The sequence below is a fragment of the Bradyrhizobium sp. USDA 4011 genome (assembly GCF_054063415.1).
The window spans coordinates 3247352-3272589 of the sequence record NZ_JBSSGG010000001.1; the positions used below are offsets into that span (position 1 = coordinate 3247352).

General features: G+C 65.2%; 24 protein-coding genes. 7 read left to right on the forward strand and 17 right to left on the reverse strand.

The annotated features are described in order from the left end of the window. Positions 1-207 precede the first annotated feature (207 nt). Together galU and ACVW1C_RS15185 are read right to left on the reverse strand one after the other, a co-directional pair. Positions 208-1083 carry a UTP--glucose-1-phosphate uridylyltransferase GalU gene (galU, locus tag ACVW1C_RS15180; protein ID WP_456759115.1) on the reverse strand — a complete coding sequence of 292 codons (876 nt, stop codon included), beginning with the start codon at positions 1081-1083 and terminating at the stop codon, positions 208-210. Positions 1084-1206: 123 nt separating this feature from the next. After that, a complete protein-coding gene (locus tag ACVW1C_RS15185) occupies positions 1207-2508 on the reverse strand; it encodes an NADH:flavin oxidoreductase/NADH oxidase family protein (RefSeq protein ID WP_456759116.1) in 1302 nt (433 codons plus the stop codon). 90 nt (positions 2509-2598) lie between these two features. On the opposite strand from ACVW1C_RS15185, the gene ACVW1C_RS15190 reads away from it, so the two are divergent. The 3 genes from ACVW1C_RS15190 (at position 2599) to ACVW1C_RS15200 (ending at position 6597) form a co-directional block, all read left to right on the forward strand. Continuing rightward, positions 2599-3018: a MerR family transcriptional regulator gene (locus tag ACVW1C_RS15190; protein WP_456759117.1), complete on the forward strand. Its 420-nt coding sequence runs from the start codon at positions 2599-2601 to the stop codon at positions 3016-3018. A 134-nt stretch (positions 3019-3152) separates the two neighbouring features. Beyond that, a complete protein-coding gene (locus ACVW1C_RS15195; RefSeq protein WP_456759118.1) occupies positions 3153-4532 on the forward strand; it encodes a lytic murein transglycosylase in 1380 nt (459 codons plus the stop codon). A gap of 331 nt (positions 4533-4863) precedes the next feature. Then, a complete protein-coding gene (locus tag ACVW1C_RS15200; protein WP_456763088.1) occupies positions 4864-6597 on the forward strand; it encodes an SGNH/GDSL hydrolase family protein in 1734 nt (577 codons plus the stop codon). A 191-nt stretch (positions 6598-6788) separates the two neighbouring features. Here the strand turns inward: ACVW1C_RS15200 and ACVW1C_RS15205 are convergent, their stop codons facing one another. Beyond that, a complete protein-coding gene (locus ACVW1C_RS15205; protein ID WP_456759119.1) occupies positions 6789-7157 on the reverse strand; it encodes a CsbD family protein in 369 nt (122 codons plus the stop codon). Between the two features lie 59 nt (positions 7158-7216). Further along, positions 7217-7951 carry an SDR family NAD(P)-dependent oxidoreductase gene (locus ACVW1C_RS15210; RefSeq protein WP_456759120.1) on the reverse strand — a complete coding sequence of 245 codons (735 nt, stop codon included), beginning with the start codon at positions 7949-7951 and terminating at the stop codon, positions 7217-7219. 194 nt (positions 7952-8145) lie between these two features. Between ACVW1C_RS15210 and ACVW1C_RS15215 the strand changes: the two genes are divergently transcribed. Together ACVW1C_RS15215 and ACVW1C_RS15220 are read left to right on the forward strand one after the other, a co-directional pair. Then, positions 8146-8925 (forward strand): SDR family NAD(P)-dependent oxidoreductase, encoded by a 780-nt coding sequence (locus tag ACVW1C_RS15215; RefSeq protein WP_456759121.1) that lies wholly within the window; start codon positions 8146-8148, stop codon positions 8923-8925. Positions 8926-9026: 101 nt separating this feature from the next. After that, positions 9027-9914 carry a TauD/TfdA dioxygenase family protein gene (locus ACVW1C_RS15220; RefSeq protein ID WP_456759122.1) on the forward strand — a complete coding sequence of 296 codons (888 nt, stop codon included), beginning with the start codon at positions 9027-9029 and terminating at the stop codon, positions 9912-9914. Positions 9915-10179: 265 nt separating this feature from the next. Here the strand turns inward: ACVW1C_RS15220 and ACVW1C_RS15225 are convergent, their stop codons facing one another. Continuing rightward, complete coding sequence (locus ACVW1C_RS15225; protein WP_456763089.1) at positions 10180-10839, reverse strand: YqgE/AlgH family protein; 660 nt, start codon at positions 10837-10839, stop codon at positions 10180-10182. 136 nt (positions 10840-10975) lie between these two features. On the opposite strand from ACVW1C_RS15225, the gene ACVW1C_RS15230 reads away from it, so the two are divergent. Then, on the forward strand, positions 10976-11812 hold the full coding sequence (locus ACVW1C_RS15230; protein WP_456759123.1) for a protein-disulfide reductase DsbD domain-containing protein: 837 nt from the start codon (positions 10976-10978) through the stop codon (positions 11810-11812). Positions 11813-11972: 160 nt separating this feature from the next. After that, positions 11973-13364, forward strand: coding sequence for an oligosaccharide flippase family protein (locus ACVW1C_RS15235; RefSeq protein ID WP_456759124.1), 1392 nt, complete (start codon positions 11973-11975; stop codon positions 13362-13364). A 114-nt stretch (positions 13365-13478) separates the two neighbouring features. Here ACVW1C_RS15235 and ACVW1C_RS15240 read toward each other — a convergent pair whose 3' ends face one another. The 12 genes from ACVW1C_RS15240 to cysG form a co-directional block, all read right to left on the reverse strand. After that, entirely contained in the window at positions 13479-14267 is a 789-nt protein-coding gene (locus ACVW1C_RS15240; RefSeq protein WP_021076374.1) for a 3-hydroxybutyrate dehydrogenase, read from the reverse strand. Positions 14268-14279: 12 nt separating this feature from the next. After that, positions 14280-15464, reverse strand: a complete 1185-nt coding sequence (locus ACVW1C_RS15245; protein WP_456759125.1) for a DUF3734 domain-containing protein — start codon at positions 15462-15464, stop codon at positions 14280-14282. 162 nt (positions 15465-15626) lie between these two features. Continuing rightward, positions 15627-16124, reverse strand: a complete 498-nt coding sequence (locus tag ACVW1C_RS15250) for a CAP domain-containing protein (RefSeq protein ID WP_456759126.1) — start codon at positions 16122-16124, stop codon at positions 15627-15629. A gap of 262 nt (positions 16125-16386) precedes the next feature. Next, a complete protein-coding gene (locus tag ACVW1C_RS15255; RefSeq protein WP_456759127.1) occupies positions 16387-17436 on the reverse strand; it encodes a sulfate/molybdate ABC transporter ATP-binding protein in 1050 nt (349 codons plus the stop codon). Next, positions 17426-18232 (reverse strand): sulfate ABC transporter permease subunit CysW, encoded by an 807-nt coding sequence (gene cysW / locus ACVW1C_RS15260; RefSeq protein ID WP_456763090.1) that lies wholly within the window; start codon positions 18230-18232, stop codon positions 17426-17428. Before cysW ends, ACVW1C_RS15255 begins: the two co-directional genes overlap by 11 nt. A gap of 164 nt (positions 18233-18396) precedes the next feature. Continuing rightward, positions 18397-19203 (reverse strand): sulfate ABC transporter permease subunit CysT, encoded by an 807-nt coding sequence (gene cysT / locus ACVW1C_RS15265; RefSeq protein ID WP_092126216.1) that lies wholly within the window; start codon positions 19201-19203, stop codon positions 18397-18399. Positions 19204-19266: 63 nt separating this feature from the next. Next, complete coding sequence (locus ACVW1C_RS15270) at positions 19267-20256, reverse strand: sulfate ABC transporter substrate-binding protein (RefSeq protein WP_456759128.1); 990 nt, start codon at positions 20254-20256, stop codon at positions 19267-19269. Positions 20257-20466: 210 nt separating this feature from the next. Next, the gene (locus ACVW1C_RS15275) at positions 20467-21195 is read right to left on the reverse strand and encodes a phosphoadenylyl-sulfate reductase (protein WP_456759129.1); all 729 of its coding nucleotides are present in this window, start codon (positions 21193-21195) and stop codon (positions 20467-20469) included. Further along, the gene (locus ACVW1C_RS15280; RefSeq protein ID WP_456759130.1) at positions 21192-21707 is read right to left on the reverse strand and encodes a DUF934 domain-containing protein; all 516 of its coding nucleotides are present in this window, start codon (positions 21705-21707) and stop codon (positions 21192-21194) included. Before ACVW1C_RS15280 ends, ACVW1C_RS15275 begins: the two co-directional genes overlap by 4 nt. Beyond that, positions 21694-23349 carry a nitrite/sulfite reductase gene (locus ACVW1C_RS15285; RefSeq protein WP_456759131.1) on the reverse strand — a complete coding sequence of 552 codons (1656 nt, stop codon included), beginning with the start codon at positions 23347-23349 and terminating at the stop codon, positions 21694-21696. Before ACVW1C_RS15285 ends, ACVW1C_RS15280 begins: the two co-directional genes overlap by 14 nt. Positions 23350-23376: 27 nt before the next feature. Then, positions 23377-23694, reverse strand: coding sequence for a DUF2849 domain-containing protein (locus ACVW1C_RS15290; protein ID WP_176528914.1), 318 nt, complete (start codon positions 23692-23694; stop codon positions 23377-23379). Beyond that, positions 23691-25142, reverse strand: coding sequence for a siroheme synthase CysG (gene cysG, locus ACVW1C_RS15295; protein WP_456759132.1), 1452 nt, complete (start codon positions 25140-25142; stop codon positions 23691-23693). The genes ACVW1C_RS15290 and cysG overlap by 4 nt, the downstream gene beginning before the upstream one ends. Positions 25143-25238: the final 96 nt, after the last annotated feature.

Below are 25238 nucleotides of genomic sequence, written 5' to 3' on the forward strand. Positions count from 1 at the left end.
TACTTACAGATGTTGTCCCTGCGAAAGCAAGGGACCCACACTCCGCAGCAGGCGTAGTGAATGGGACACGTCGTCCAGAATTGCTCAACCATGAACATTCGTGGTTATGGGTCCCCTGCTTTCGCAGGGACGACATCGAATATGTTGCGCGGTCTGTGAATCATACGTCCGCGGTCTCGCGGCGAATGACGTGATGAGGCAGCGCCTCTACTTCTCCAGATACTTCTTCATCTCGGCAATCAGGCCGTCGCGCAGCTCGGGGCGCTTGAGGCCGAAGGCGATGTTGGCGCGGAGGAAGCCGGGCTTGGAGCCGCAATCGTGGCGCTCGCCCTCGAACTCGACGCCGTAGAACTTCTGCGTCTTGGCAAGCCCGATCATCGCGTCGGTGAGCTGGATCTCGCCGCCGGCGCCGCGCTCCTGCGTGGCCAGGATGTTGAAGATTTCCGGCTGCAGGATATAGCGGCCGGTGATCGACAGGTTCGACGGCGCGGTGCCCTTCGCCGGCTTCTCGACCATGCCGTCGACCTCGAAGATGTTGCCGGTGCGTGTTCCCACGCCGCAGATGCCGTATTGATGGGTGAGCTCGTCGGGCACCGCCTCGACCGCGATCACGTTCGACTTGTCGCCGAGCTTGTTGGCGGCATCGATCATCTGCTTCAGGCAGCCCGGCGTGTTCAGCACCAGCTCGTCCGGCAGCACCACCGCGAACGGCTCGTTGCCGACGATATCGCGCGCGCACCACACCGCGTGGCCGAGCCCGAGCGGCGATTGCTGCCGGGTGAAGCTCATCGCGCCGGCTTCCGGCTGGTTCTGCGCCAGGATGTCCTGCTCGGTCTTCTTGCCGCGTTGCGCGAGCGTGGTGTCGAGCTCGAACATGCGGTCGAAATGATCCTCGATGACGCCCTTGTTGCGGCCGGTGACGAACACGAAGTGCTCGATGCCGGCCTCCCGGGCCTCATCGACCACGTACTGGATCAGGGGCTTATCGACGATCGTCAGCATCTCCTTCGGCATCGCCTTGGTAGCGGGCAGCACGCGGGTACCGAGACCGGCGACGGGAAATACGGCTTTGCGGATCTTCATGGGATTATCGGGAGCCTTGAAACGGGTGGGACGGCGCGAAATGTAATCGCTTCTTCGTACCCGTTTTGCAGCCGAGAACAAAGGCGGATGTGTGATGCGCTGTTTTCCCACCCAAGCGTTCGACTATCGCGGCATCCCGACGGCGCGGGCATTCGCGCGTGACGAGATCGGCGCGCCGTGAGAGGCAGCCGTCGCGGCGGCCGATGCCGCGATCCAGCGGCGATATTTGCGGGTGAGCAACGCCGTGCGCAGTTGGGCGAGAACCAACGCCTTCAGCGGCGAAACGTTCGGATTTGCGATGCGGCCCCGGCTCAACCGCCGCAACTGGAATTTCACGACCGCCATGGCGGCAAGCGAGGCCAGCGGCTTGCTCTTCCAGCTGATGGGCGCGACTTCTGGCCGCAGATCCTCACCGCTGCGCCAGGCGTTCGGCAAATCCGGCCTGATGGCGAGCGCGGTGGCGATACCCGCGATAGCGACGCCGCTATCGAGCACCTGTTGCACGATGCCGATGCGGCGAATGCCGCCGGTGACCATGACCGGCATCCTGGCGACCCCGGCGATATCTCGCGCGAAGTCGAGGAAATAGGCCTCGCGCGCCAGCGTGCGGCCATCGCGTGCATCGCCCTGCATCGCCGGCGCCTCGTAGCTGCCGCCCGACAGTTCCACCAGATCCACGGGCAATTCATTCAGCATCTCGACGACCGTCTTTGCGTCCGCTGCATCGAAGCCGCCGCGCTGGAAATCGGCCGAGTTCAATTTGACCGCGATCGAGAAGCCAGGCGACACCGCGGCGCGAACCGCCTTGACGGTTTCGATCAACAGACGCGCCCGGTTTTGCAGCGAGCCGCCCCAGCGGTCGGTGCGCCGGTTGCTCAAGGGCGACAGGAACTGGCTGATCAGATAGCCATGCGCCGCATGGATCTGCACGCCGGAGAAGCCGGCCTGCTCTGCGAGTTTCGCCGCCGTGACGAAGCGCGCGATCACCTCGTCGATGTCGTGCTCGGTCATCGCTTTGGGCATCGCAAACAGGTTCGAATGCTTGCCGAGATCGAGCGGCACCGCCGATGGCGCCCGGGTCTGCTGGCCCATGTTTTTCATCATCTGCCGGCCCGGATGATTGAGCTGCAACCAGATTTGCGCGCCCCTGGAGCGGCCGATCCGCGCCCAGTTTCGGAACGCCTCAAGCGGCGTGCCGTCCTCCAGCACGACGCCACCCGGTCCGGTCATGGCGCGGCGATCGATCATGACGTTGCCGGTGATGATGAGGCCGGCGCCGCCGTCGGCCCAGGCCTGGTAGAGGCGCAGCAGCTCGGCCGACGGGAAATGCCCGGCGTCAGCCATGTTCTCCTCCATCGCCGCCTTGGCGATGCGGTTGGGAACGGTGCTTCCGTTGGGCAGAGTGAGGGAGTCGAACGGCGACATGAGCCAGGTTCCTTAATCGAGTTCCTTGTTGATCTGCGCGCACCCTAACCTTAAAGTAAACTTTAAGGTCAAGCAGGGAGGAGCATCGAAGTGAAGATCGGGGAACTGGCTCGGGAGTCTGGCCTGGCACCGTCGCGCATCCGCTTCTATGAGCGAGAGGGCCTGATCGGGTCGATCGATCGCGGCTTGAACGGCTATCGGCAGTATTCGCGCGGAACCAGGCAGGTCCTCGAGATCATCGTGATGGCCCAACAGGCCGGATTTTCGCTCGACGAGATCCGAAACCTGCTGCCGCCGCACGGCAAGGGAGACTGGAGCCGCGACACGCTGGTGGCCGCGCTCAAGGCCAAGGTGGTCGAGGTCGCAGCCCTGCAGCGCCGCTTGTCCGAAACCCAGGCCGGGCTGGAGGCCGTGATCGCCCGGATCGAAGCCACGCCGCCGGGCGGCGACTGCTTTGAGAATGCCGAAGCTGTCTTGGCCAGTCTCAGGGAACAGCCAAAAGCGGGTTGACGACGCCGGGCAATTTGTCCCGGTCACACCATCGCGCGCGATTTCGTCACGCCCCAAATGCTGCCCTTTGTTAAGCTATTGGAAACCGTGACGGGGCCTTCTGAGGCGGCACGATTTTGACAGGCACACGACACATGCGCGCGACCGGAACAACAAGGACCAGGCTTTGCAGCGCGAGCCTGATCGCGCTGGCCCTGCTGCTGCCGGGCAGCACGCAAGCGCAATCGGCCGGCAACGGCCTGACCAACCTGATCGACAGCATCTTTTCGGGAAACGCCGCGACGCCGCCGCAGGCTGCGACCGGACAGGATGGCGCGGCGCCGCCTTGGAGCGGGGAAGACGGCGCCTCCGGCCATCCCTTGATGACAGCCGCCGCGATCCGCCAGGCCGCGTCCGACTTCCCGAACTGTATTGCGGCGATGTGGCCGGATGCCGCGCGGCGCAACATCACCCAGCAGAACTTCGAGCGCTTCACCGCGGGCCTGCAGCCCGACCTGCGCATCATGGATCTCCTGGATTCACAGCCGGAATTCACCAAGGCGATCTGGGACTATCTCGACATTCTCGTCAGCGACACCAGGCTCGCCAAGGGCCGCGAGATCCTCGCCAAATACAAGCCGCAGTTCGACGCGACCGAGAAGGCCTATGGCGTCGATCGCTACATCATCGCGGCGATCTGGGGCATCGAGTCGAACTACTCGACCCAGATGGGCGAGCGCAGCGTGGTGCAGTCGACCGCGACGCTCGCCTGCATCGGCCGCCGCCAGACCTATTTCAAGGACGAATTCCTGTCGGCGCTGGAGATTCTCAACCGCGGCGATCTCCGGCCAGAACAGATGCGCGGCTCCTGGGCCGGCGCCTTCGGTCCGACCCAGTTCATGCCGACCGCGTTCAAGCGCTACGCCGTCGACGGCGATGGCGACGGCCGCCGCGACGTCGTCGACAATCCGACCGACCTGATCGCCTCGACCGCCAACAACCTGAAGAAGGACGGCTGGCAGAGCGGCGCGAGCTGGGGCTACGAGGTCGTGCTGCCGCAAGGCCTCAATTACATGCTGGCCGATCGCGCCAAGGCGATGCCGCTGTCGCAATGGGAGCAGCTCGGCGTCAAGCGGCCGGGCGGCCAGGCGTTCCCGCGGCCATCCGACAAGGCCTATCTGCTGGCGCCCGCCGGTGCCGAAGGTCCGGGCTTCCTGATGCTGCAGAATTTCCGGGTGATCATGAAGTACAATCCGGCGGAGGCCTATGCGCTCGCCATCGGCCATTTCGCCGATCGCCTGCGCGGCGGCCAGCCTTTCGTGCAGCCCTGGCCGCGCCAGGAACGGGTGCTGTCACGCGCCGAGCGGCTGGAACTGCAGCAGCTGCTCGCCCAGCGCGGCTTCTACAAGGGCACGCCCGACGGCCAGTTCGGCGGCCAAACCCGCGAGGCGCTGCGCGGCTTCCAAGTGTCGATCGGGGCGCCGGCTGACGGTTTTGCCACCGCCGAGGTGCTGGAGCGGCTGCGGGGGCGGTAGCGCCGAGGCCACGACCTCTCTCCACCTCTCCCGCTTGCTGGGGAGGTCGGATTGCATCGGAGATGCAATCCGGGTGGGGGCTCTCTCCGCATAATGATCAGCCCCATCGCGGCAACACCCCACCCCAACCCTCCCCGCGCAAGCGGGAGAGGGAGTCCGGTTCCGATGCGGCAGCCGTTGAGCCCCTCCCCAAAACTAACCGTGAAATCCGATATTCTCCCGGCGCCTTGACGACGGTCGGAGGCACCCGATTTATGGTGGAAAAGCTGCCCGCTTGCGGCCCGATTCCGCTAATATGCTCACGCACTTCCTGATCATTGCGACGAACTCGATGGCGAAGCCGAAATCCTTCCTGCGCCTATTCACCGAAGCCGGTCCGCTGGTCGCGCTGACGGTCGCGCTTGCGCTGTTGATCGGCATTGCCGAGCCCGCCTCGGCGCAGTTCTTCGGCTTCCCCGGCTTCGGTGGCGGACCGCCGCAACCGCAGCGCCGCGCTCCGCCGCAGCACGGCGGTGGCGGCGGCGGCTGGTTCGGAGGCGATTTCTTCGCGCCGTTCCAGCAACAGCAGCCGCAATCACAGCCGCAGCGGCCGCGCGAGGATTTCTCGCGGGCGCCCCCGCCGGCCAAGCGCGAAGCCGCCGCCGAGCGCAACGTGCTCGTGATCGGCGACGCGATGGCCGACTGGCTCGCCTACGGCCTGGAAGATGCCTATTCCGACCAGCCCGACATGGGCGTGATCCGCAAGCACAAGACGGTCTCCGGCCTGATCCGCTATCAGCCCAAGGGCGACCCGGCGGATTGGGCTGCGGCCGCGAAGGGCATTCTCGCCACCGAGAATCCCGACGCCATCGTCGTGATGCTAGGCCTCAACGACCGCACCGCGATCCGCGAACCGGTCGCGGAGAAGAAAGTCGACAAGAAGGACGACAAAAAGGACGCGCGCGGCAAGCCGGACGCAAAGCCCGGCGACAAGCCCGACGCCGCCGCCAAGACCGACGGCAAGACTGATGGCAAGACCGACAGCAAGCCGGTCGATGCCGAGTTGCCGGCCGACGACGCCGACCCCGACTCGCAGGCCGTGCCGGAAAAGACCGTGCGCTCGCCCAACGGCCTCTATGAATTCCGCGACGACCGCTGGGTCGAGCTCTACGGCAAGAAGATCGAGGAGCTGATCAATGTGCTGAAGAGCAAGGGCGTGCCGGTGCTGTGGGTCGGCCTGCCCGCGATCCGCGGCCAGAAGGGCACGTCGGACATGCTGTTTCTCGACGCGCTCTATCGCGACGGCGCCGGCAAGGCCGGCATCACCTATGTCGACGTCTGGGACGGCTTTGTCGACGAGGCCGGCCGCTTCATGCCGAAGGGCCCGGACTTCGAAGGCCAGCCGCGCAAGCTGCGCACCGATGACGGCGTGTTCTTCACCAAGGCCGGCGCGCGCAAGCTCGCGCACTATGTCGAGCGCGAGGTGACCCGCCTGCTCGCGGTGCGCACCGGTCCGATCGCGCTGCCGAGCGAACCGGCAACGCCCGAGACCAGCACCGAGCCCGGTAAGCCCGCGCCGCGGCCGCTGGCAGGGCCCGTGCTGCCGCTCGTCGCCTCCACGGTCGGTACCGATCAATTGCTCGGCGGCCCCGGCTCGCGGCCTGCCGCGGTCGACGCGCTCGCCGCACGCACGCTGGTGAAGGGCGAGGCCTTGGCGCCGCCGGCCGGCCGCGCCGATGATTTTGCCTGGCCGCGCCGCGAGATCGGACGCGAGCAGGCCAAGGGCGACGTGCCGGTGGCCGCGACCACGCCAGCCGCGCCGGCGGCGGCCGGGCCAGCGAATCCGCCGCCCTCGACCACGGCGATCGCGCCCGATGGCTCGATCATCACCGCGCGGAAGCCGCCGAGACGTGTGTTCCGTCCAGCCCAGGCCCAACCGCAGCAGCAGCCGCAGACGCAGCCCTGGCTGCGTGACATCTTCGGATTCGGCGCGCCGCAGCAGCAGCGCCCGCTGGTTGCCCCGCCGCCGCGCCCGCCGCGCAATGTCGGACAGCGTGCCGCGGTGCCGGGGAATCCCTGGCAGTAGGTGGCGCGAGCTCTCATCGAATTGAAGCTAGACCCACGTCATTGCGAGCCATCCGGTCGGCGCGAAGCGCCGCCGGACGACAGGCTCCGCGAAGCAATCCATCGACCCGCAGGCGCGGACGGATGGATTGCTTCGTCGCTTCGCTCCTCGCAATGACCGCGAGCGAGATGGAGTCGACCTTCATAGATAAATTAATAGCGCCAGCGTGACGGCGGGCGGCGCGGCTGGCGCGTCATCAACAGCGCCAGCGCAAAGCCGATACCGCCGGCGATCAGGAGCGATCCGAGCGGATTGTCCTGCACCGTTTGCGCCATCGCCCTCTGTCCGCTGCGAACGGTCTCGCCGCGTTTCTCATAAGCATCCTTGGCATAGTTGACCGCCGTATCGGCGGCGTCGCGCGCGGCATCCTTGGCCTGGCCGTAGAGATCCTGCACCGCGCCTGCGGCTTCGCGCGCGCGGCCCGAGGCCTGGGTCTGGGCATCGCCGGCCGCATCGCCGACGGCGCCTTCGGCCTTGCCTGCGAATTCCTTCGCCGTTCCGAAAATCCGATCCTTGTCCATCACGTGCTCCCTGAAACTGTCAGGAGGCAAACCGCCGAACCGCGCACAAGTTCCTGGAGCTAAAGAATGAGCCCGCCATCGACGACGATGGTCTGGCCGACGACGTAGGAGGCGAGCGGCGAGGCCAGGAACAGCGCGGCGCCGGCCATGTCGGCGGGCGTGCCGAGACGCTTCAGCGGAATGCGCTCGAGGGCGCCTTCGAGCCGCTTTGGATTCGCCGTCGTCGCCTTGGTCATCTTGGTGTCGACGAGGCCGGGCGCGATGCCGTTGACGCGGATGCCGTTCTCCGCCCAGGCCTCGCCGAGCGTGCGCGTCAGGCCGACCGCGCCGGTCTTCGAGGCGTTGTAGGCCGGATTGCCCATGGTGGAATGATAGGCCGCGGTCGAGCTCACGATGATCAGCGATCCCTTGGCTGCGCTCAGCATCGCGTGGAATTTGGTGGCGCAGGCCATCAGGCTCATCAGGTTGACTTCCATCACCTTGCGGAAACCTTCCATCTGGAATTCCCCGCGGCGGTAAATCACCGCACCCTGCGCCAGCACCAGCACGTCGAGCCGATCGAACGACGGTGCGAGGCTCTCGATCGCCTGCGGATTGCTGACGTCGAGCTGCGCATAGGCAAGGCCATCGAGATGCGAGCCTTCCTCAGTGGAATAGTCGCTCGCCTGCGCGCGGGTGCCGTACACGGCAACGCGCGCGCCCTTGGCGCGGAAGGCCTGCGCGATGCCGTTGCCGATGCCGCTGGAGCCGCCGACCACCAATACCTGCTTGCCGCCGAAATCGAGCTCGTTCATCGCGTTCCTCTCCCGTGCCGTTTTCTGGATTGAGCATGATCCATTTCGAAAAGCCAACGCAAAAGCCAGCGCAGAACTTGCGTTGACGCGCTGCGCGCGCGCCGATATCGGATCAGTGGTTTGACGTCATTGCGGATCGGTGCCAGCGTTGCCGGTCTCACAACGCGCCAAATTTCATCTCGCGAGAATCCGTCATGTCCGAATTCAAACAGCTCAGCCGCTCGGTGAAGGGCCTCACCGTTCTCGTCACCGGCGCCGCCAGCGGCATGGGCCGCGCCACCGCGCGCGTGTTCGCCGATGAGGGCGCCAATGTCGCGGTCACTGATCTCACCGAAGAGGGCACGCAGGCGGTGGCGAAGGAGATCGCGGCGAGCGGCGGCTCGGCCAAGGCCTGGACGCTCGACGTCAGCGATCGCGACGCCATCACCAGGGTCGTCAACGATGTCGCCGCGCAATTCGGCGGGCTGGACATCGTCGTCAACAATGCCGGCATCTCGGTGCGCGTGGCGATCGACGATCCTGCTTACGAGGACGCCTGGGCCAAGGGCATCGCGGTGATGCTGACGGCGCATCCGCGCATCATCCGCGCCGCACTGCCATACCTGCGCAAGTCGCGTTCGCCGCGCATCGTCAACATCGCCTCGACCGAGGCGCTCGGCGCGACCGGGATGCACAGCCCCTACTCCGCGGCAAAGGGCGGCGTCACCAGCCTGACCCGCTCGCTCGCGGTGGAACTGGGACGCGAAGGCATCACCGTGAACTGCATCTGCCCGGGCCCGATCCGCACCGCCATTACCGACCGCATCTCCGAGGAGCACAAGACGATCTACGCCAAGCGCCGCACCGCGCTCGGCCGTTACGGCGATCCGGAAGAGGTCGCGCACATGACGCTGAGCCTGTGCCTGCCCGCGGCATCGTTCCTGACCGGCGCGGTGATTCCGGTCGACGGCGGGTTGATGGCGCGGAATGCCTGACCCGCGTCTGGTCGCGAAGCGTTGACAGCGCGCGCGTCGGGAGTAGCCTTCTCGTCAAACGAAGCGGGACAACCGCCCGCGGGATACGGGGAGAAACGCCAATGACGGTCCTGATCCGGCAGCTTCACAAGCATTTCGTCGGCGAGGTTTCCGGCGTCGATCTGCGCAAGCCGCTGACGAAGCAAGAAGCGATCGACATCGAGGCCGGCATGGACAAATACGCCGTGCTCGTCTTCCACGGCCAGGACATATCGGACGAGCAGCAGATGGCGTTCGCGCTGAACTTCGGCGAGCGCGAGAACGCGCGCGGGGGCACGGTGACCAAGAAGGAAGACTACCGCCTCTCCTCCGGGCTCAACGATGTCTCAAATCTCGGCAAGGACGGCAAGCCGCTGCCGAAGGATCACCGCACCCATCTGTTCAATCTCGGCAACTGCCTGTGGCACTCCGACAGCTCGTTCCGGCCGATCCCCGCGAAGTTCTCGCTGCTGTCGGCGCGTGTGGTGAATCCGAAGGGCGGCAACACCGAGTTCGCAGACATGCGCGCGGCCTATGACGCGCTCGACGACGAGACCAAGGCCGAGATCGAAGACATGGTCTGCGAGCACTCGCTGATGTATTCGCGCGGCTCGCTCGGGTTCCTCGACTATACCGACGAGGAGAAGGAGATGTTCAAGCCGGTGCTGCAGCGCCTGGTGCGCACCCATCCGGTGCACGGCCGCAAGTCGCTGTACCTGTCGTCACATGCCGGCGCCATCAGGGGCATGAGCATGCCGGAGGCGCGGCTGTTGCTACGCGATCTCACCGAGCACGCCACGCAGCCGGAGTTCGTCTATGTGCACAAATGGACGGTGCATGACCTCGTGATGTGGGACAACCGCCAGACCGTGCACCGGGTGCGCCGCTACGACCAGTCGCAGCCTCGCGACATGCGCCGCGCCACGGTGGCCGGCACCCAGCCGACGGTGGCGCAGGAAGCGGCGGAGTAGGCAAGACTACGGCCGTCGCAGCCAAATCCACCGCTGGCGTGGCCAAACTCACCGCTGACGTGGCCAAATCCACAGCCGTCGTCCCGGGCAAGCGAAGCGCGACCCGGGATCCATAACCACGAATGCATGTGATGGCGAAGGCTGTGGCCCCAGCGCGGCGTCGCAACGACGCCCTGTGGTTATGGGTCGCGGCCTTCGCCGGGACGACACCGTGAATGCAGAAGACCGTCGCTACTCCGGCAGATCTGCGCGAGGCCGGTGTTGTTTACGCGTGGCCGGCGTCGTTCGACAGCATACCTGCCTCGATGCCGATCTTGCGCAGGGCGCGCGCGTATTTCTCGTCGACATCGGTGCCGAAGATCAGTTCCGGATCGGCGTCGCAATGCAGCCAGCCATTGTGCTGGATCTCGTCCTCGAGCTGGCCGGGCGCCCAGCCGGCATAGCCCAGCGCGAGGATCGCGTGCTTGGGGCCTGAGCCCTTGGCAATCGCCTTGAGGATGTCGACGGTCGCGGTGAGCGAGATGCCGTCGTCGATATTGAGCGTCGCATCCTGGATGTAGAAGTCGCTGGAGTGCAGCACGAAGCCGCGGCCGGTGTCGACCGGGCCGCCCTTCATCACCTTCATCATCTCGGCGTTTTCCGGCAGCGTGATCTGGTCCGACTTCTCGATGATGTCGAGCTGCACCAGCAGCCCCGGGAAATCGATGCTGCCGGCCGGGCGATTGACGATGATGCCCATCGCGCCCTCCGACGAATGGGCGCACATGTAGATCACGGAGCGTTCGAAGCGCGGGTCGTTCATCACAGGCATCGCGATCAGCATCTGGCCATCGAGATAGCCATCTTCGGTGGCATGGGGACCGACGGCCGGGCTTCTGCCGGCGGCGGTCTTGCGAGTCTTGCCTGTTTTGCCTTCAGGGCGCATCCGCAAAGGCCTCTCCTGCTGATTTGGCATCCTGATATTGGGTCGCGGTTCTGTCAATCAACCTTCGGCCGCCGTGCGGCGGTGCATCACAAGCAATTCAATGGTTTGCAACGAAAGTTGCAGGTAAAGACGTCTCATGATCGTCACAGTTCCCATGCGTGCCGCATTTGCCGTCGCCGCCATATTTTCCGTCGCATCCGTGGCAACGGAGGTTCGCGCCGACGACGCCTCGCCGTGGCAGCAGGACACGCATTCGGCGGTCAGGCTGCTGGCGGGATCGCGAAGCGGCGCGGTGCTGCTCGGCGGCATCGCCTTCCAGTTGCAGGACGGCTGGAAAACCTACTGGCGCACGCCAGGCGATTCCGGCGTGCCGCCGCGGTTCGATTTCTCCAGATCGGACAATGTCGATGCGGTCACGGTGATGTGGCCGGCGCCGCGGCAGTTCGACGACGGCGCCGGAGGTACCTCGCTCGGCTACAAGCACCAGGTGGTGCTGCCGCTGCGCATCGTCGCGAAGAATCCCGACAAGCCGCTGGTGCTGCGCGCCGATATCAACTACGCGGTGTGCGAGAAGCTGTGCGTGCCGGTGGAGGCGAAGGCCGAGCTCGCATTCGCCAGCGTCGCCTCGACCGAGGACGCCACGCTGTCGGAAGCGCTCAACGCGGTGCCGAAGCCCGCCAATATCGGCGACCCTACGCCGTTCACGATCCGCGATGTCAAGCGCGACGGCAACAGCGTGCTGGTCGATGTCACGGCGCCCGAAACCAAGGACCTCAGCCTGTTCGTCGAAGGGCCGACGCCCGACTGGGCGCTGCCCGTGCCCAAGCTCGTCGAGCACGCGCCGCCGGGCGTGAAGCGCTTCTCGTTCGAGCTTGACGGCGTGCCGCCGGGTGCCAAAGCGGACGGCGCCGCGCTGAAGCTGACGCTGGTCGGCGGCGACAAAAGCTACGAATTCAATACCAATTTGAACTGACGCCAAAGGTCGTTCCAATAGGTCGTCCCGGCTTGGTGCGCAATTGCGCACCAGGCCGGGATGACGCAAGATGGGAACATCCGTCACCCAACCCAATCTTAACGTTTCGTTGATAGATCGGGGGCCATTGCCGCCTCGCGGCGCTTTAGGAATTGCCGCCTTGGCTGTGATGGAGACACAATCCGCAACCTCCGCGCCATTGGGGCCGGCCGCACGCCTGCGCGGCCTCGCCGCGCGCCTGCTCGGCGGCACCAAGGAAGCGTCGGTCACCAAGCGCCTCGCCGGCATGATCTTCGTCATCCGCGTCATCAGCGCCGCCATCGCCTATCTCGCGCAGATCCTGCTGGCGCGCTGGATGAGCGGCTCGGACTACGGCATCTATGTCTATGTCTGGACCTGGGTGCTGCTGCTCGGCAGCACGATGGATTTCGGCATCGCGCCCTCCTCGCAGAAGATCATTCCGGAATATCGCGCGCGCGGCGACCTCGCCGCGCTGCGCGGCTTCCTTTCCGGCGGCCGCTGGGTGGTGCTTGCCGCGTCCAGCACAGTGGCGCTGCTGCTCGCCGGCGTGATCCACCTCGCCTCGCCCTGGATCGACCCCAATGCGGTGGTGCCGCTCTATATCGGCTGCCTGACATTGCCACCCTTCGTGGTTGCCAACACCCAGGACGGCATCTCGCGCGCGCATGACTGGATGCAGCTCGGCCTGATGCCGCAGTTCATCGTGCGGCAGGGACTGATCATCGCGCTCACCGCCGGCGCGCTGGCGCTCGGCCTCAATCTCGGCGCGACGGTCGCGATGATCGCGAGCGCGGCTGCGGTCTACATCGCCGCGCTCGGCCAGATGGTCGTGCTGAACCGCCGCCTCAAAGCCCATCTCGGGCCGGGCGAGAAGACCTACGACGTCAGGGGCTGGTTCGCGATCTCGCTGCCGATCATGCTGGTCGAGAGCTTCTATCTGCTGCTCGGCTACACCGACGTGCTGATGCTGCAGCAATTCCGCTCCTCCGAGGAGGTCGGGATCTATTTCGCCGTGGTGAAGACGCTGGCGCTCGTGTCGTTCGTGCACTACGCGATGTCGGCGACGACGGCGCATCGCTTCGCCGAATACAACGCGCTCGGCGACAAGGAGCGGCTGTCGGCCTACGTCGCACACGCCATCAGCTGGACGTTCTGGCCCTCGCTGCTCGCGACCATCGCCCTGCTCGCCTTCGGCAAGCCGCTGCTGTGGCTGTTCGGCCCGAAATTCGTCGACGGCTACAGCATCATGTTCGTCGCCGCGATCGGGCTCGTGGTGCGCTCGGCGATCGGGCCGATGGAGCGGCTGTTGAACATGCTGGGACACCAGCGCATCTGCGCCACCGCCTATGCGGTGTCGTTCTTCATGAATGTCGGGCTCTGCATTGCGCTGGTTCCGCGCTACGGCGGCATGGGCGCGGCCGCATCGACCTCGCTGTCGCTGACCTTCGAGACCATCCTGCTGTTCGTCGTGGTGCGCTCGCGGCTCGGGCTGCACGTGCTGGCGTTCGGGAAGGCCCGGTCGGCGCCGTAGCATTGAGGCGGGCCGGATGACTCACCGCCGGCGGCGATCATCAGATCGAAAGCAAAAGCCGGCCCTGATCGGATCAGGGCCGGCTCATTCTTCGGCGAAAATCCCGCCGGAGAACTACTCCGCGGTCCAGCCGCCGTCGATCGAGAGGTTGGCACCGGTAATCTGCGCGGCGTCGTCGCCGCACAGGAACAGCGCGAGTGCTGCGACCTGCTCGGAGGTGACGAACTCCTTGGTCGGCTGCGCGGCGAGCAGCACGTCCTTGATGACCTGCTCCTTGGTCATGTTGCGCGCCTTCATGGTCTCCGGAATCTGGTGCTCGACCAGCGGCGTCCAGACATAGCCCGGGCTGATGCAGTTGCAGGTGATCTTGAACTGCGCGAGCTCGAGCGCCGCGGTCTTGGTGAGGCCAGCGATGCCGTGCTTGGCCGAGACATAGGCCGACTTGAACGGCGATGCGACCAGCGAGTGCGCGGAAGCCGTATTGATGATGCGGCCCCAGCCGCGCTTCTTCATGCCCGGCACCGCGGCGCGGATGCCGTAGAACGCCGACGACAGATTGATCGCGATGATCGCTTCCCACTTCTCCGGCGGGAATTCCTCGATCGGCGATACGAACTGGATGCCGGCATTGTTGACGAGGATGTCGACCGAACCGAAGGTCTTTTCGCCGAGCGCGATCATGTCGGCGATCTCGGCCGGCTTGGTCATGTCGGCCGGCGAATGCACGGCCTTGACCTTGAAGTCAGTCTCGATGCCGGAACGCTCCTTCTCGATGTCGGCCGGCACGCCCATGCCGTTGAGCACGATATTGGCGCCGGCGCCGGCGAAGGCGCGCGCATAAGCCAATCCGATGCCGCTGGTCGAGCCGGTCACAACGGCGGTCTTGCCTGTCAACGTACCCATCGTTCTTCGCTCCTATTTGCTTGCAGGGGACTTCGTTTCAGGGGGCGTGGGTTCGTCCCCCGTGAGGTCGTAAGTCACCATGGTTTCGCCGGACTGCGGCCGTTCTAGCCATTCTTTGTGACGCATCGACAAATGCACGTCGTGGACGCCCGCGCCCCAGTGCTCGACCATCGCAACATGGGAGAAGTCGTAGTCCTTCGACGAGCTCTCGTAATTCTTGCTCTTGTAGATCAGGTGAACCACCGTGACGGTGTTCTCCTTGGATGCCTTGCGCAACAGTTCGACCGACGGATCGTTCTTCAAATAATCGGGCAGCTTGCCGATCAGATCGCGCACCGCCATGCGGGCGTTGTGGATCTGCCTGTTCTTGTCGGTGTTCATCCGCGTCCGGCTGGAAAAGCGGATGTCCTTTTCGCGCTCGGCGGCCTCCAGCAGCGTCTCCGGCACCGGCCCGCGCGCGCTGAACAGGTCGACCTGGAAGATCAGGAGATCGCGGCGGATCTCCTCATCGAGCACGAAGTCGAGCGGCGTGTTGGAGGCGATGCCGCCGTCCCAGTAATGCTCGCCCTCGATCACGACGGCGGGAAAGCCCGGCGGCAGCGCGCCCGAGGCCATGATGTGCTCGGGGCCGATCTTCTTGCCGAGCTTCTTGAACTCGTAATTGTCGAAATAACGGAAATTGCCCGAGGTGACGCCGACCGCGCCGACCGACAGCCGCGTCTTCAGATCGTTGATGCGATCGAAGTCGACCAGCCGCTCCAGCGTCTTCTTCAGGGGCGCCGTGTCGTAATAGCTCAGCGATTGCGAGCTGCCGGGCGGCCACAGCGGCGCCGGCGGAATCCGCGGGGTGAAGAAGCCGGGCACACCGAAGGTCGCGATGATGGCGGCGCTGGTCTCATTGAACAGCGAGCGGGCGCGCTCATGCTTGGAGACCGGATTCCAGGGCACCGGCGCCGACACCATCTCCCAGAATTCCTTCAGCCGCGGCACACGCATGTCCGGCTCGTTGCCGGCAATGATCGCGGCATTGATGGCGCCGATCGAGATGCCGGCGATCCATTCCGGCTCGAAGCCTGCATGGCAGAGCGCCTGAAAGGCGCCGGCCTGATAGGAGCCGAGCGCACCGCCGCCCTGAAGAACCAGCACACGCTGCGCTTGCGCCGGCGTCGGGCCGGGCGCGGAATCCGAAGTATCCATTCGTAACCGTTCGGTTCAAATGACTTGAAGGCGCACCGTGGCGGCTGTTCGCAGCCGCGTCAATCAACGAGATGGAGGGCTCTCTGTTTGAGCATGATCTTCTCGGAAAACCCCTTCACACTTTTCCGGATCATGCTCTAGATCACGCGGAATTTATCGAGATCAGGTTGCCGCCAAAATGAGCGTCCAGAACACCTTGTATTTGGTATTCGGAGCATAAGCGGCCGCGATGCCCATTTTTGTGACACCGCTCTTGAGCATGTTAGCCCTGTGCGGCGGTGAATCGCGCCAGCCAGAAAATGCCTCCGCGAGCGTGTGATAGCCGGCCGAGATGTTCTCGACCGCCACGGTCGCCGGATAGCCGCCGGCCTCCAGCCGCTTGCCGAGGGGGGCCTTGACGTCATGGTCCATCTTGTTGCGGGCGGCCATCGCCTGCGACTGCTGCTCGGCGAGCCTGGTCAGGTCCGGGTCCACCACCACGGTGCCGAGACCGTTGTTCTGGCGGTACTGCGAAAACATGATCGCGGCGGCCTGACTGTCCAGCACGGCGCCGGGCTGCGCCATGTTGAGATACATGGCGGGTTCTTCCGGGATTTTGGTGTCTGTGCCGCAGCCGGCAAGCACCAGAAGCCCGAACAGGGCGACCGTCGTCCGTTTCACTACTAAAAACCCCCAAGGTTGGCCCGCCGTTGTTGCATACCAACCGTGGCTGAATGGTGAACAGGGGCTAACTTTTGGCCATCAATAGCCACCGATCTCCGGGGGGGCCGTCCTTCCCCTTCCCCCTGAAAGGGGGAAGGTCGGGATGGGGGTCGGCCGCAGGCGACGCTGGATGTGGAGAGAGCAGATCCCCACCCGCTTTGCTCTGACGAGCAAAGCGACCTCCCCTTTTCAAGGGGAGGTTTGGATGGAGCGGTTGGCCCTACTCTTGGGCGGCAAAGATCCGGTAGCGGCGGGGCTGCAGCGAGACGATTTCGCCGGCCTGCAGCTCGCGGTCGCGGGGGGCGTCGATCTCGATCACGGTCTTGCCCTCGCCCCCCGACAGGGCCACCTCGGCGCGCTGGATCGGACCGAACGAACGGACATGCCGGATGGCGCCTTCCAGCGCCCCGGTTCCCGCCGGGCCGACCGCCATGTCGTGGCGGCGGACGAAAAGCTTGGCCGCCCCGGGCGCGGCGCCCAACGCCGGAATGTTCAGCGGACGGCCGTCGAGCCGCACCGCATCGCCGGCCACATCGACCGGCAGCACGATGGATTCGCCGATGAAGCCGTGCACGAAGGCGGTCGCCGGATTGTCATAGACCTCGCCGGGCGAGCCGATCTGCTCGATCTTGCCCTTGTCCATCACAACCACGCGGTTGGCGACTTCGAGCGCCTCCTCCTGGTCGTGGGTGACGAAGATCGAGGTGACGTGGATCTCGTTGTGCAGCGAGCGCAGCCATTGCCTGAGTTCCTTGCGCACCTTGGCATCGAGCGCGCCGAACGGCTCGTCGAGCAGCAGGATCCGCGGCTCGATCGCAAGCGCACGCGCCAGCGCAATGCGCTGACGCTGGCCGCCGGACAACTGGCTCGGATAGCGGTTCGCGAGCCAGTCGAGCTGCACCAGATCGAGCAGGTTCTTGACGCGGGCGCGGATCGTCGCCTCGTCCTTGCGGATCGCGCGCGGCTGCACGCGCAGGCCGAACGCGACGTTCTCGAACACCGTCATGTGGCGGAACAGCGCGTAGTGCTGGAACACGAAGCCGACCTGACGCTCGCTGGCGCCGCGCGAGAGCGCATTCTCGCCGTCGATCGCGACCTCGCCCGAGTCGGGCCAATCGAGCCCTGCGATGATCCGCAGCAGCGTGGTCTTGCCGGAGCCGGACGGGCCGAGCAACGCCAGGAGCTCGCCGTCGGCGACCTTGAGATCGACATTGTCGAGCGCGGCAAAGCTGCCGAACTTCTTTACGATATTCGTGACTTCAATCGCCATCGGGCACCTCTGGCTCGTCGAGCCGCCGCTCGAGAACGGTTTTCGCCACCAGCGTGATCAGCGCCAGCATCGCCAGCAGCGACGCGATCGCGAACGAGGCGACGAACTGATATTCGTTGTAGAGAATCTCGACCAGGAGCGGCATCGTGTTGGTCTCGCCGCGGATGTGGCCGGAGACCACGGACACCGCACCGAACTCGCCCATCGCGCGCGCGTTGCAGAGCAGGACGCCGTAGAGCAGTCCCCATTTTATGTTGGGCAGCGTGACGCGGAAGAAGGTCTGCAGGCCGGAGGCGCCGAGCGAGATCGCCGCCTCCTCCTCCTGGGTACCCTGCTCCTGCATCAACGGGATCAGCGCGCGCGCCACGAAGGGGAAGGTGACGAAGATCGTCGCCAGCGCGATGCCGGGCACCGCGAACAGGATGTGGACGTTGTGCGCCTGCAGCCATGGCCCAAAATAGCCCTGCGCGCCGAACAGCAGCACGAAGACCAGGCCCGAGATCACGGGCGAGACCGAGAACGGCAGGTCGATCAGCGTGATCAGGAAGGTCTTGCCGGTGAATTCGAACTTCGAGATCGCCCAGGCCGCGACCACGCCGAACACGAGGTTGAGCGTGACCGAGATCGCCGCGATCAGCAGCGTCAGCTTGATCGCAGCGAGCGCCTCGGGCTCGGCCAGCGCCGCGAAATAGGCGACGATGCCTTTCGAGAAGGCCGACGCGAACACGACGACCAGCGGCAGCACGACGAAGATGCTGAGGAAGGCGACCGCGAGCGCGATGATGATAAGGCGCATCGGGCCCGGCTCGGTGCGCGGGTTGCGCCGCGCCGCGACCGGCCCGGCGCGCGCGATCTCGAGCCGCGGCGCCGGGGCCGCAACGCTGACATCGGTCGCGGGCGCGTAGGTCCGCAGCTGCGTGGTCGAGGTCGCCAATCCCGTCTGCATCGACATCTCGAACCTCAATGCACGGGGATGCGGGCTTGCGCCCAGCGCTGCAGCCGGTTGATCAGGAAGATGATCAGGAACGAGGCCACCAGCATCACGACCGCGATCGCGGTGGCGTCGGCGTAGCGGAATTCGGACAGCCGGATCACGATCAACAGCGGCGCGATCTCGGAGACGTTGGGCAGATTGCCGGCGATGAAGATCACCGAGCCGTATTCACCGATGGCGCGGGCAAAGGCCAGCGCAAAGCCGGTGAGCAGCGCCGGGATCAGGCTCGGCAGGATGACGCGAAACACCGTGTGCCAGCGATTGGCACCGAGGCTTGCCGCCGCTTCCTCGATCTCGGGATCGAGATCGATCAGCACCGGCTGCACCGTGCGCACCACGAACGGAATGCCGATGAAGATCATCGCGATGAAGATACCGATCGGCGTGAACGCGACCTTGATGCCGAGTTCGGCGAGCGGCGCGCCGAGCCAGCCCTTCTGGGCGAATAGCTGCGTCAGCGCCACGCCTGCGACCGCGGTCGGCAAGGCAAACGGAATATCGACGATGGCGTCGAACAGCCGCCGGCCCGGAAAACGGTAGCGCACCAGCGCCCAGACGATGATGGTGCCCATCACCAGATTGACGCAGGCGGCCGCAAACGAAAGCCCGAACGAAATCTTCAGGGCGTTCAGGGTGCGGCGGCTGGTGACGATGCCCCAGAACTGATCGAGGCTGAGCTCGAACGTCTTGAGGAACAGCGCGGCCAGCGGAATCAGGATAATAACGGAGAGCCATGTCAAGGTCAGTCCCATGGTGAGACCGAACCCCGGCAGCGTACTGCGCCGTGCAACCGCTGTGCTCACAATTCCCCCTGTTCGACCCGGGCGATATCTCGATCAGTTCTTGTAGATCTGATCGAAGATGCCACCCTCGGCGAAGTGCTCCTTCTGCGCCTTGGTCCAACCACCAAAAACGTCGTCGATGGTGAAAAGTTCAACCTTGGCGAAGGATTTTTCGTACTCCTTGGCGATCTCGGGATCGCGCGGCCGGTAGGAGTTGCGCGCGGCGATCTCCTGGCCTTCCTTGGTGTACCAGTACTTCAGATAGGCTTCGGCGACGGCACGGGTGCCCTTCCTGTCGGCGACGGCATCGACGACCGCGACCGGCGGCTCGGCCAGGATCGACTGCGCCGGGGCCACGATCTCGAACTTGTCCGGACCGAATTCACGCAGCGCCAGAAAGGCTTCGTTCTCCCAGGCGAGCAGCACGTCGCCGACACCGCGCTCGACGAAGGTCACGGTCGAACCGCGCGCACCGGTGTCGAGCACCGGAACATTCTGATAGAGGTCGGCGACGAACTTCTTCGCCTTGTCGGCCGAGCCGAACTTCTTCTGGGCATAGCCCCAGGCGGCGAGATAGTTCCAGCGGGCACCGCCCGAAGTCTTCGGGTTCGGCGTGATCACGGCAACACCGGGCTTGATCAAATCGTCCCAGTCCTTGATGCCCTTGGGATTGCCCTTGCGGACCAGGAACACGATGGTCGAGGTATAGGGCGAGGCGTTGAGCGGCAGCCGCTTCTGCCAGTCCGCTGCGATGAGGCCCTTGCCCGCGATCGCATCGATGTCATAGGCCAGCGCCAGCGTGACGATATCCGCCTGCAATCCGTCGATCACCGAGCGCGCCTGCGAGCCCGAGCCGCCATGCGACTGCTTGATCTCGACGCTCTTGCCGGTCTCCTTCTGATAGGCTGCGGCGAACGCCTTGTTGAAATCGACATAAAGCTCCCGCGTCGGATCGTAGGACACGTTGAGCAGCGAATAGTCGGCCGCGAAGGCCGAGCTCGCCCACAACAATCCCGCGACCAGCGGCAGCATACGACGGATCATTTCTGTCTCCATTCAACCTGAGAACGCCAGGGAACACGCAAGACATCACTCACGGTGAAGCGGCCTCAAGTCAACGAAACCGGTTTTCTTTGTTTTCAGCGACGCAGCGCGCTTGTGCTACGAACTCGCCGCGCTGCGAAGGCTTTGTCGCGTCGCCAGATCGCGATGAAGCGTCATCGCGATCTGGCGCAGCGCTCTACGACAATTTCTCTACGACAATTTCATTGTGTGGATGCCGCATTCCGTCTTCGCCCGGCCACGCCAGCGGCCGTCGCGGGCATCCTCGCCGGCCGCGGCCCGGCTCGAGCAAGGCATACACCCGACCGACTGATATCCCGATGCGACAAGTGGATGCGGCGGCAGCTTGCCGAGCCTGTAGATCGCCTCGATCTCCTCGCGCGAGACGTTGGCGAACGGATTGAACTTCAGCCTGACGCCGTCGTCCTCGACAACAGGGATATCGGCGCGGGCACCGCCCTGGAAGCGCTTGCGGCCGTTGATCCAGCCGGCGAACGGCTTCAGTGCGCGCTCCAGGGGCTCTACCTTGCGGATGCGGCAGCAGGCGTCAGGATCGCTGAACCACAATTCGCGGTCCGGGTCCTGGCGCGACAGCGCCTGCTCGTCGGGCTTGATCGAGCGCACATCGGTGAGGCCGAGCGTCTTGATCAGCGTATCACGATAAGCCAGCGTCTCCTCGAACAGCCAGCCGGTGTCGAGGAAGACCACCGGGATCGCCGGATCGACGTCCGCCATCACCTTGAGCAGCGCGGCGGACTCGGTCCCGAACGACGACACCAGCGCCAGCCTCTCGCGGCCGACCGTCTGCAACGCGGCCGCGATCACCTCGGCGGGCGATGCTTTGCGCAGCGCGCGATCGAGCGCATCCGCTGCCGGCAATGCGACTGATGCCTCTGCGAGCTCTGGTGCAAGCGTGCTCACTGGCCGGCACTCTCCGAGTGACGCAGCTGCATGCGGCGGTTGAGTGCGGTGACGCGGCCGTCGCCGGTCGGCTGGTAGAACACCGAATAGCGCTTCATGGTCTGGGCGAACGCGTCGACGTCGGCATCCTTCTTCACCTCGAAGGCGTCGAAGCCGGCGCGCGTCATGAACACGAACTGGTCCCGCAGGATCTGCCCGGTGGCGCGCAGCTCGCCGTCGTAACCATAGCGCTCGCGCAACAGGCGGGCCTGGCTGTAGGCGCGGCCGTCGCGGAAGGTCGGGAACACCAGCGCGACCGAGGCCAGCCGATCGAGATAAGGCACCAGTTCGTCGAGGTTACGGTTGTTCGGCCAGATCACCCCGAGCTTGCCCGGGCGGCGCAGCAGCGCCTCCGGATCGGCGAGAAAGCGCTCGGCCGTCACCAGCACCGCGCCGTCACCCGGCAGCTCGGCGCCGTCGGCGACATGCACGAACAGATCGGTGGTCAGTCTTCCCTGCTTAACGAGTGGCATAGACGCGCTCCCTGAAAGGCTCGACGCCCAGACGCTTTACCGTGTCGACGAATAATTCCTCGGGACGGTCGCGCAGCGCGAGATAAGCTTCGACAATGTCTTCGATCACGTCGGCGACTTCCGCATAGGGAACGGCCGGGCCGATCAGGGTGCCCATCTGCGCGTTCTCGTCGGCGCGGCCGCCGATCGTGATCTGGTAGAACTCCTCACCGTTCTTCTCGACGCCGAGAATACCGATGTGGCCGACATGGTGATGGCCGCAGGCGTTGATGCAGCCGGAGATGTTGATGTGCAGCCGGCCGATCAGGTCGGCGGTGTCGTGGTTGGCGAAGCGCCGCGTCAGCTCCTGCGCGATCGGGATCGAGCGCGCATTGGCCAGCGAGCAGTAATCCAGTCCCGGGCAGGCGATGATGTCGGTGACCAAATTGACGTTCGGCGTCGCGAGGCCGAGCCGATCGAGCGCCTTGAACAGCTGTGGCAGGTCGCGTTTGGCGACGTGCGGCAGCGCCAGGTTCTGCTCGTGGCCGACCCGGATCTCGCCGAACGAATATTTGTCGGCGAGGTCGGCGACCGCGTCCATCTGCTCGGCGGTGGCGTCGCCGGGCGGACCACCGACCGGCTTCAGCGACAGCGTTACGATCGAATAGCCCTGCACCTTGTGCGCGGACACCGAATTCTTGCGCCAGCGCTCGAACAGCTTGTCATGCGCGGCCTGCTTCACCTCGTCCGGCATGTGCGGCAGCTTTTCGTAAGGAGGATAGGAGAAGCGCGAGCGAACCTCCTCGATGGCGGCGTGATCGAGCGTCAGCCCGACATCGCCCATCTGCTTCCACTCCTCCTCGACTTCCTTGGCGAACTTCTCGATGCCGAGCTCGTGCACCAGGATCTTGATGCGCGCCTTGTAGATGTTGTCGCGGCGGCCGTACTGGTTGTAGACCCGCAGGATCGCCTCGATGTAGCTCAGGATATCGCGGCCGGGAACGAACGGCTTGATGGTCTTGGCGATGAACGGGGTGCGGCCGAGACCGCCGCCGACCAGCACCTCGAAGCCGGTCTCGCCGTCGGCGTTCTTGTGCAGGCGCAGCCCGATGTCGTGGATCTTGATCGCGGCGCGATCGTGCTCGGCGGCGGTGATCGCGATCTTGAACTTGCGCGGCAGGAACGAGAATTCCGGATGCAGCGTGGTGTGCTGGCGGATCAGCTCCGACCAGATCCTGGGATCCTCGATCTCGCCCGGCGCGACGCCGGCCCACTGGTCCGAGGTGACGTTGCGCATGTTGTTGCCGGAGGTCTGCATCGCATGGATGCCGACCTCGGCGAGATCGGACAGCGCGTCGGGCAGCTCGGCGAGCTTGATCCAGTTGAACTGGATGTTCTGCCGCGTGGTGAAGTGGCCGTAGCCGCGGTCGTAGCGGCGCGCGACATGCGCGAGCCGCCGCAGCTGCTTCGACGACAGCGTGCCGTAGGGGATTGCGACGCGGAACATGTAGGCGTGCAGCTGCAGATACACGCCGTTCTGCAGGCGCAGGATCTTGAATTCGTCCTCGGTAAGCTCGCCGGAGAGGCGGCGCTTCACCTGATCGCGGAATTCCGAAACACGCTCGTTAATCAGCGTGCGGTCGAGTTCGTCATAAGCATACATGTTCGATGAGCCTTACGCCGGCGTGTCTTACGCGGGGACCTGGAGATCGATGGTGACGCCCTTGGCGCGGATGTGTTCGCGGAGATTGCCCGGCTTCACCTTGCCACCATCCTTGAGCTCGACCGGCGCGATATAGGGGCCGACCGCGCCGACGTCGTCGGCGGTGGCTTCGGCCAGCAGCGCACGGGCATCGTCGGAGGTGCTGACGACGGCGGAATCGGAAAGTTCGGTGGACCAGCCTTGTTTGGCGGTTCGGTACACGACCGCGCCATCCCAGGTACGGTTGGCGGTCACCACCGAGGGGCCTGTGATCCTGATTTTCTTCTGTTCGAGCGGAGAGGTCATTCGGCAGCTTTCAGCAGTTCGGAGAACATCTGGTTGGAGAACAATTGGGTGACGTTGGATCGGCTCCACGGCGCGGAATGCGCGACCACGTCGCCGATGATGAGGACAGCGGGACCGCCATCGACCTGTTTGACCAGCTCGGGCAGCCGCGCCAGCGTGCCGACCGCGGCCTTGGCGTCCGGCCGCGTCACGCGCGCGAACACGCCGACCGGTGTCTCCGGCGAGCGGCCCGCGGCGAGCAGGCCTTCGCGGATCGAGGGCGCCGCGGTCATGCCCATGTAGACCACGACGGTCATCCTGGTGTCGGTCAGCACCGACCAGTCGACGACTTCGGCATCGCGCGCCTTGTGCGCGGTCAGGAAGGTGATGCGCAGCGCCTCGTGCCTGAAGGTCAGCGGCACCTCGAATTGCGCGGCCGCGCCGAGACCGGCGGAGATGCCGGGAATAATGGAGTAGGCGACGCCGGCATCGCGCAGCGCCTCGACTTCCTCACCGCCGCGGCCGAACACGAAGGGATCGCCGCCCTTCAGCCGCACCGCACGCTGGCCCGACTGTGCGGCCTCGATCAGCAGGCGATTGATGGCGTCCTGGCCGATGCCGGGCTTGCCGATGCGGCGACCGACCGGAATCCGCGTGGCATCGCGCCGGATGCGGTCGAGAATTTCTGGTGACACCAATTCGTCATAGAACACGACGTCGGCGTCCTGCAGCGCGCGCAGCGCCTTCACGGTAAGCAGATCCGGATCGCCCGGACCGGCGCCGACCAGTGTCACATGGCCAACAGCCTTGCCTTCCGTATCAGCGCCGGCGAATGCGGCGGGATCGCCGATCGCGTTCAGCGCGTGCTCGGCTTCGTCGTTGCGGCCGGCCAGCACCAGCGCGCCGATCGGACCGTCGACGATGCGCTCCCAGAAGCGGCGGCGCAGCGGAAACTCCTCAATCCGCGCGTGCATGGATTTGCGGAAGCGGCCGATGAAGCCGGCGAGATCGCCGATCCGCGCCGGCAGCACCGCTTCGATCTTCTCGCGGATGCGACGCGCCACGACCGGCGACGTGCCGCCGGTTCCGACCGCGACCACGACGTCGCCGCGATCGACGATCGCAGGCATGATGAAGGTGGAGTGCACGAGGTCGTCCATCACGTTGACCGGCAGGCCAATCGCCTTGGCGCGCACCGACATCGCAACACCGACCTCGCCTGCACCGGCGCAGAGCACGGCGATGACATCGGAGAGATCGGCCGCGAGCGGATCGCCCTCGGCGCGCTCGATGCGCGCGGCGTCCTCCGCCGCGATGCCGGCGAGCTCATGATCGCCGTCGGTCGCGTACCAGCGAACCGCCGCGCCGGCAGCTGCGAGCAGCCGCAACTTGGCGCGCACGAGCTCGCCCGCTCCAACGAGCAGCACCTTGCCGCTTTGCAGATCCAGAAACACCGGCAGATATCGCATCAGACACTCGCTTCCCCAACTTGGGGGTTGACTGAAATTATTTTCTATTTATCTCTCGATCAAGGCCAGCAAAGAGAAAATTATTTCTTCTCTATT

Excerpts from the sequence above, each read along its gene's own strand:
- galU (WP_456759115.1), bottom strand. The coding sequence starts at position 1,083 with ATGAAGATCCGCAAAGCCGTATTTCCCGTCGCCGGTCTCGGTACCCGC.
- ACVW1C_RS15185 (WP_456759116.1), bottom strand. The coding sequence starts at position 2,508 with ATGTCGCCGTTCGACTCCCTCACTCTGCCCAACGGAAGCACCGTTCCC.
- ACVW1C_RS15195 (WP_456759118.1), top strand. The coding sequence starts at position 3,153 with ATGCGCGCGACCGGAACAACAAGGACCAGGCTTTGCAGCGCGAGCCTG.
- ACVW1C_RS15200 (WP_456763088.1), top strand. The coding sequence starts at position 4,864 with ATGGCGAAGCCGAAATCCTTCCTGCGCCTATTCACCGAAGCCGGTCCG.
- ACVW1C_RS15205 (WP_456759119.1), bottom strand. The coding sequence starts at position 7,157 with ATGGACAAGGATCGGATTTTCGGAACGGCGAAGGAATTCGCAGGCAAG.
- ACVW1C_RS15210 (WP_456759120.1), bottom strand. The coding sequence starts at position 7,951 with ATGAACGAGCTCGATTTCGGCGGCAAGCAGGTATTGGTGGTCGGCGGC.
- ACVW1C_RS15215 (WP_456759121.1), top strand. The coding sequence starts at position 8,146 with ATGTCCGAATTCAAACAGCTCAGCCGCTCGGTGAAGGGCCTCACCGTT.
- ACVW1C_RS15220 (WP_456759122.1), top strand. The coding sequence starts at position 9,027 with ATGACGGTCCTGATCCGGCAGCTTCACAAGCATTTCGTCGGCGAGGTT.
- ACVW1C_RS15225 (WP_456763089.1), bottom strand. The coding sequence starts at position 10,839 with ATGCGCCCTGAAGGCAAAACAGGCAAGACTCGCAAGACCGCCGCCGGC.
- ACVW1C_RS15230 (WP_456759123.1), top strand. The coding sequence starts at position 10,976 with ATGATCGTCACAGTTCCCATGCGTGCCGCATTTGCCGTCGCCGCCATA.
- ACVW1C_RS15240 (WP_021076374.1), bottom strand. The coding sequence starts at position 14,267 with ATGGGTACGTTGACAGGCAAGACCGCCGTTGTGACCGGCTCGACCAGC.
- ACVW1C_RS15245 (WP_456759125.1), bottom strand. The coding sequence starts at position 15,464 with ATGGATACTTCGGATTCCGCGCCCGGCCCGACGCCGGCGCAAGCGCAG.
- ACVW1C_RS15255 (WP_456759127.1), bottom strand. The coding sequence starts at position 17,436 with ATGGCGATTGAAGTCACGAATATCGTAAAGAAGTTCGGCAGCTTTGCC.
- cysW (WP_456763090.1), bottom strand. The coding sequence starts at position 18,232 with ATGCGCCTTATCATCATCGCGCTCGCGGTCGCCTTCCTCAGCATCTTC.
- ACVW1C_RS15270 (WP_456759128.1), bottom strand. The coding sequence starts at position 20,256 with ATGATCCGTCGTATGCTGCCGCTGGTCGCGGGATTGTTGTGGGCGAGC.
- ACVW1C_RS15280 (WP_456759130.1), bottom strand. The coding sequence starts at position 21,707 with ATGCCACTCGTTAAGCAGGGAAGACTGACCACCGATCTGTTCGTGCAT.
- ACVW1C_RS15285 (WP_456759131.1), bottom strand. The coding sequence starts at position 23,349 with ATGTATGCTTATGACGAACTCGACCGCACGCTGATTAACGAGCGTGTT.
- ACVW1C_RS15290 (WP_176528914.1), bottom strand. The coding sequence starts at position 23,694 with ATGACCTCTCCGCTCGAACAGAAGAAAATCAGGATCACAGGCCCCTCG.
- cysG (WP_456759132.1), bottom strand. The coding sequence starts at position 25,142 with ATGCGATATCTGCCGGTGTTTCTGGATCTGCAAAGCGGCAAGGTGCTG.